Source organism: Endozoicomonas arenosclerae (genome assembly GCF_001562015.1).
Taxonomy (GTDB): domain Bacteria; phylum Pseudomonadota; class Gammaproteobacteria; order Pseudomonadales; family Endozoicomonadaceae; genus Endozoicomonas_A; species Endozoicomonas_A arenosclerae.
Genome location: NZ_LASA01000186.1, coordinates 1 through 4273 on the forward strand (window position 1 = coordinate 1; position 4273 = coordinate 4273).

A 4273-nucleotide genomic window follows, 5' to 3' on the forward strand; every position below is an offset into this window, starting at 1 on the left:
AAGGTTTTTATTGGTAGAAAATGTCTTTTTTAATAAATTTTTTAGTTTATTTCTTGAACGGTTGTTAAATGGGTGTTTTCTTTTTCAGGTGGTTATTTAAATTGCTAATTCTTAGTTAGCAATGATTGTTGTAATTTTGGTAGCACAGGGGGTAAAGAGTTTTCTATTGGATATGCAGTTGTTTGGAGAGTCTATAGTGAGAAGCGATATAGGCCCTCTTTAATTTGAGTAGAGATAGAAGAGCTCAGAATTTTTTAAAAAATATTGGATGCGTATTTATCGCTGCTATGCTTTTCGAAAAATTTTTATACTCTGGATTTAATTCATTTATGGACGCGCGGAATACTCTTCTCATCATTTTGGTGATGCTACCTCCTGTTAAATCAGCGGGCTTTGAGCTTGTACTGCCCGATATAAAAATGGCTACCTCAATTCCACTTTTGGAAAAAGGAGGATTTGAACGGGCTATGAAGTCTGAGCAATTGAATGGAATCCAGCCGTATTTTCGGGACCCTGTGCTGCTCATGCCGATTGGCGCACAATCTCAGGAGCAGCAGGATGCTCTTCAGGCACAATGCCCAGAGCTGGTGGCTTTTATCAGAAGGCATCAATGGGGGGCGAATAGACAGGAGGGTATTGAGCTTCTTATCAGATTGCTCCTCGTGAACCACTCAATGGCCAGGCTGCTGGAAAGAATGATCGTCAATAATGAGCTGGAGGACGATGCCCAGGCCAATCTGCTGGTGATGCTGGGTGCCAATCCACAAATAATTGATATGCTGGAGAACTTTCCTGACTTACAGGTCTACCAGTGGTTACTGCAGCTGCCTGCGCATCCTGACTGGATTGCTTTATTAACGCCTCTGTACGATAAACCCTCAGAGTTCCAGAGCTTACTCAACAGTTATCATACTTATGCAAAGCCCTACGATATTTCGCTTGTTCAATTTTTAACACTTTATTTTCATGGGTTTGATTTTCAGCTGATCTGGAATTTGGTGGCAGTGTTCCCGGATTTGGATTTCAGAAGTCTCATGCAGACTTTGTATAACAGTGGACTACCGTCTCAGGCATTAACCTTGTTCACAGAGGAGCAGCTGGTCCAGCTCCTTCCACTGGCTGCCCTTCATCCCCAGATAGCTCAGTTACTGGGCTGGATTATCAATCAGGGGGGAGAAGGGCTTGATGCATTTACTCAAATGCTGGAGCTGAGTCCCAATTTTCTGGCGATACTGGCAGCCATCATGAGGCCGGAGTCCATTGGCAGGAATCTGCATCAAAACTGGAAGTATATTCAAGGGGCAAACAACGGAACGACCCCGGTCTTGCAAATCATCATGGGGTTGGTTAACCAGCAGGGCACTCGCTGGCATAACGTCGGTTTGCCAACGTGTGGCAGCAGGATGTTTCAGTGCCTGAGCTACAACTTTCCCAAGATACTGTCAGCAACCCAGGTATCTCATGCATTGGCAGGTGTTCCGCTGGAAAACACTTCCGAGATCGCCATGATCATCCTGCATCTGCTGCTGAACCATCCTGATTTATACTCCATAGTGTTTGGTCTGGATGCTGGCAGTCAACAGGGTGTCACAATCATGCTGAACACTCTGAGCATTGAATACAATGTACTGATTCATGAAAGTAAGCCGGAGCAAGCGGCCAGTTTGCTCAAAAATTTCCTGTTGGCACTGATGAATCCAGCCAAATTGAAAACGCTGATGACTTTGGCTGAAAAGAAAGACTATCAGGGCTTTCAGGATGCATTAAAAGATTAGCCTGATGATAATTTCTATCACTTATTATGAGACCAGTCCGTTTTGCTCAAGCGATACAGGCAGTGCTCAATCAGTTCATGATCAGGGTCCAGGTCAGGGTGTTTAAATGTCTCTGGATCCAAAGTCATTCCCAGTCGCTTCATTACAGCCTGAGAGCGGGTATTAGTCAGGGTGGTAAAAGAAACAATTTCATCCAGTGCCAGGGTTTCAAAGCCCACTTTCAGAGACGCTCTGGCCGCTTCAGAAGCCAACCCTTTACCCCAGTAATCAGCGGATAATCGCCAGCCTATTTCTACACAGGGTGAAAAGGGAAGGGTTGCCTTGGGGATATGCAGGCCAGTAAAGCCAATGAAGTTTCCTGAGGCCTTTTCTTCCAGAGCCCACAGTCCCCAGCCTCTTTCTGCAATCAATGACTGGCAGCGCAGAGCCATCTCTTTACTTTCATTCTGACTAAGAGTTGCAGGAAAGTATTCCATCACCCTGGGGTCGGCACACATCTGTGCATAAGGCAGAAAATCATCATGCATCCATTGTCGTAAGATAAGTCGCTCGGTTTCTAACTCTATGATGTCTGGCATCTATCTATTCCAGAACCTGTATGATGATTAGTTTGATCGTTTCCTTAAAGTGACGTGACAGAGAAATTGAAAGTCACTGACTTTTGAACAAAAGTCATCGTATCAGGTTACAAGCAGCTCTATAAAGGCGGTTCTGCCAGCTCCATTGCCTCTCTGGCAGAAGGGGTGGTCCAGGACTGACCTTTTTTGTCTGTCAGGCCGTGAAGGTTCAGGTGTTGTGCTACCGATTCGGGGTCAGTACCCAACTCATTATATTTAGCCAGTATGGCTTCCAGTGCACCAGGGCGACCCCATTGTGCACGGATCACCAGCTCTATGTTTTCGGCAGAATGGACATAATTCTCTGTGGTGATTTCGTCGTACACTTCTTTCAGTGAGCGTGGGAAAAGATTCTTGTAAGGGAAGTTTTGCTTCAGATATTTACCCAGCGACCGGGTGTTCCAGGTTTTATCGAAAGGGTTAGGCGCTTTTATACCATTGAGCCGGTTCATCAGGCTGATAGAGGGGCCTTCTTCCTGAATCTGCCTGTAGATACTCTGTTTGATTTCAGTGCCACTTCCTCTGGTTATCAATACCTGGGCTACTGCAGGTAAAAAACTGTACTTTTGTAATTCTTCATCCGTAAAGCGGTCATAAATATATTGACCCAGGACTTCAGACTTCCATTTTTCCTTATAACCTGGAGGGACTAACAGCTTTCTGGCGTTGAGATTGCTTACCACTTCACCAAGGCCTTTCTGCAATCGAGTGGCTACAGACAAGATGTAGTGTTTGGTGCCTGCTTCAACCTGGAGTCGAGCCATATCAAGTAACACCATCGCCGCACTGCTGTCTTTTTCGGCGGCTCGCTTATGCAAGTCTTCGAGCTGTTCCTCTGAAAAAGACTCATAGTAAAAAGTGAGTCCCGGCAAAAGGGCATGGAACTTGTCGTCATCCCATTTACCTTTTTTACCCACATTGGCCTCGGACGGTATGGGGACTTTGCATTTGGTCAAATGCTTGAAAAGCTCCGTATAAGACTTTCCCTGGCTGACCCAGCAACGAATAAATTCTTTCAGGTATTCCGGTTGCGTTTTTCCATAACTACTTAAAAGCTTTCCGGACATCAGTTGAGTCAGTTGTACCTTGGACATGGGAACAAAAGTCGCAATGGCTTCAAACTGTTGCTCTATAGGTACCTGGATACCCAGGCTTCCCATATGCTGGTACAACATACTGACACCATGACGGGCAGTGGCTCTCTGACCACTTCTAAGTTCATCCAGCAAAAGATAAGCCAGAGCTTTACGGTTCAGGACGCCCTGACCACCATTGGCTAACTTCACCAGGTCAGCCAAAGGATAATCCTGCATTTCCACCAGTGAGAATGGCGTTGGCCAGTCCGGCTGATCCCAGATAGGCATCATCTCATCGTCAGAAAAGGTTTCAATAACATCTTCCGGAGCCAGTCCTTCAGGGAGCGGTCTTTCTATCTCCATGGGTTCTTCGGATATCTCAGAGTCGGTGTCGTCTTGTTTTGAAGGGCGGTATCCGTGAGCCGTAGCCATTTTTTTCTGAAGCTCGTCCGTTTCCATCGCTTCCTGTCGTCTGACCACAGCATTGATTGCAGGTTCAAGTTGATAATACTCTTCAGGACTTTGCAGGATATCTTTTCCGACCAGCTTGAAGTCAACCCAGGGCAATTGCATCAATTCAGAACGACTGAGCAAAGCAGCTTTTTCAGGTGCTTATGGTCCCACCCTGCTAGCTTCCGGTGACTCTTGATACTGCGACTTCCCTTATTGGCTTTGATAGCGTTCAGCGCAAGCCGTCTCAGAATGGAGAAATTTTCAGCCCCATTTCCTGTGCTTATCTGACATGCGTCCTCTGAAAATGCAACGTCCAAAATCCAGTGCAGATTATTCTCCACCGCCCAATGAT

At 45.9% G+C, this 4273-nt stretch carries 3 protein-coding genes and 1 pseudogene; 1 reads left to right on the plus strand and 3 read right to left on the minus strand.

Annotation, left to right across the window (positions count from 1 at the left end; translation table 11 throughout):
- The first annotated feature begins 329 nt into the window (after positions 1-329).
- Entirely contained in the window at positions 330-1775 is a 1446-nt protein-coding gene (locus WG89_RS26220) for a hypothetical protein (protein ID WP_062270620.1), read from the plus strand.
- 17 nt (positions 1776-1792) lie between these two features.
- Here the strand turns inward: WG89_RS26220 and WG89_RS26225 are convergent, their stop codons facing one another.
- The 3 genes and pseudogenes from WG89_RS26225 to WG89_RS33065 all read right to left on the minus strand — a co-directional run.
- Positions 1793-2353: a GNAT family N-acetyltransferase gene (locus WG89_RS26225; protein WP_062270621.1), complete on the minus strand. Its 561-nt coding sequence runs from the start codon at positions 2351-2353 to the stop codon at positions 1793-1795.
- A 119-nt stretch (positions 2354-2472) separates the two neighbouring features.
- A complete protein-coding gene (locus WG89_RS26230) occupies positions 2473-4062 on the minus strand; it encodes a hypothetical protein (RefSeq protein WP_153301839.1) in 1590 nt (529 codons plus the stop codon).
- A pseudogene (locus WG89_RS33065) lies at positions 4041-4273 on the minus strand (hypothetical protein); the annotation flags it as partial. The pseudogene WG89_RS33065 and the gene WG89_RS26230, both read right to left, overlap by 22 nt.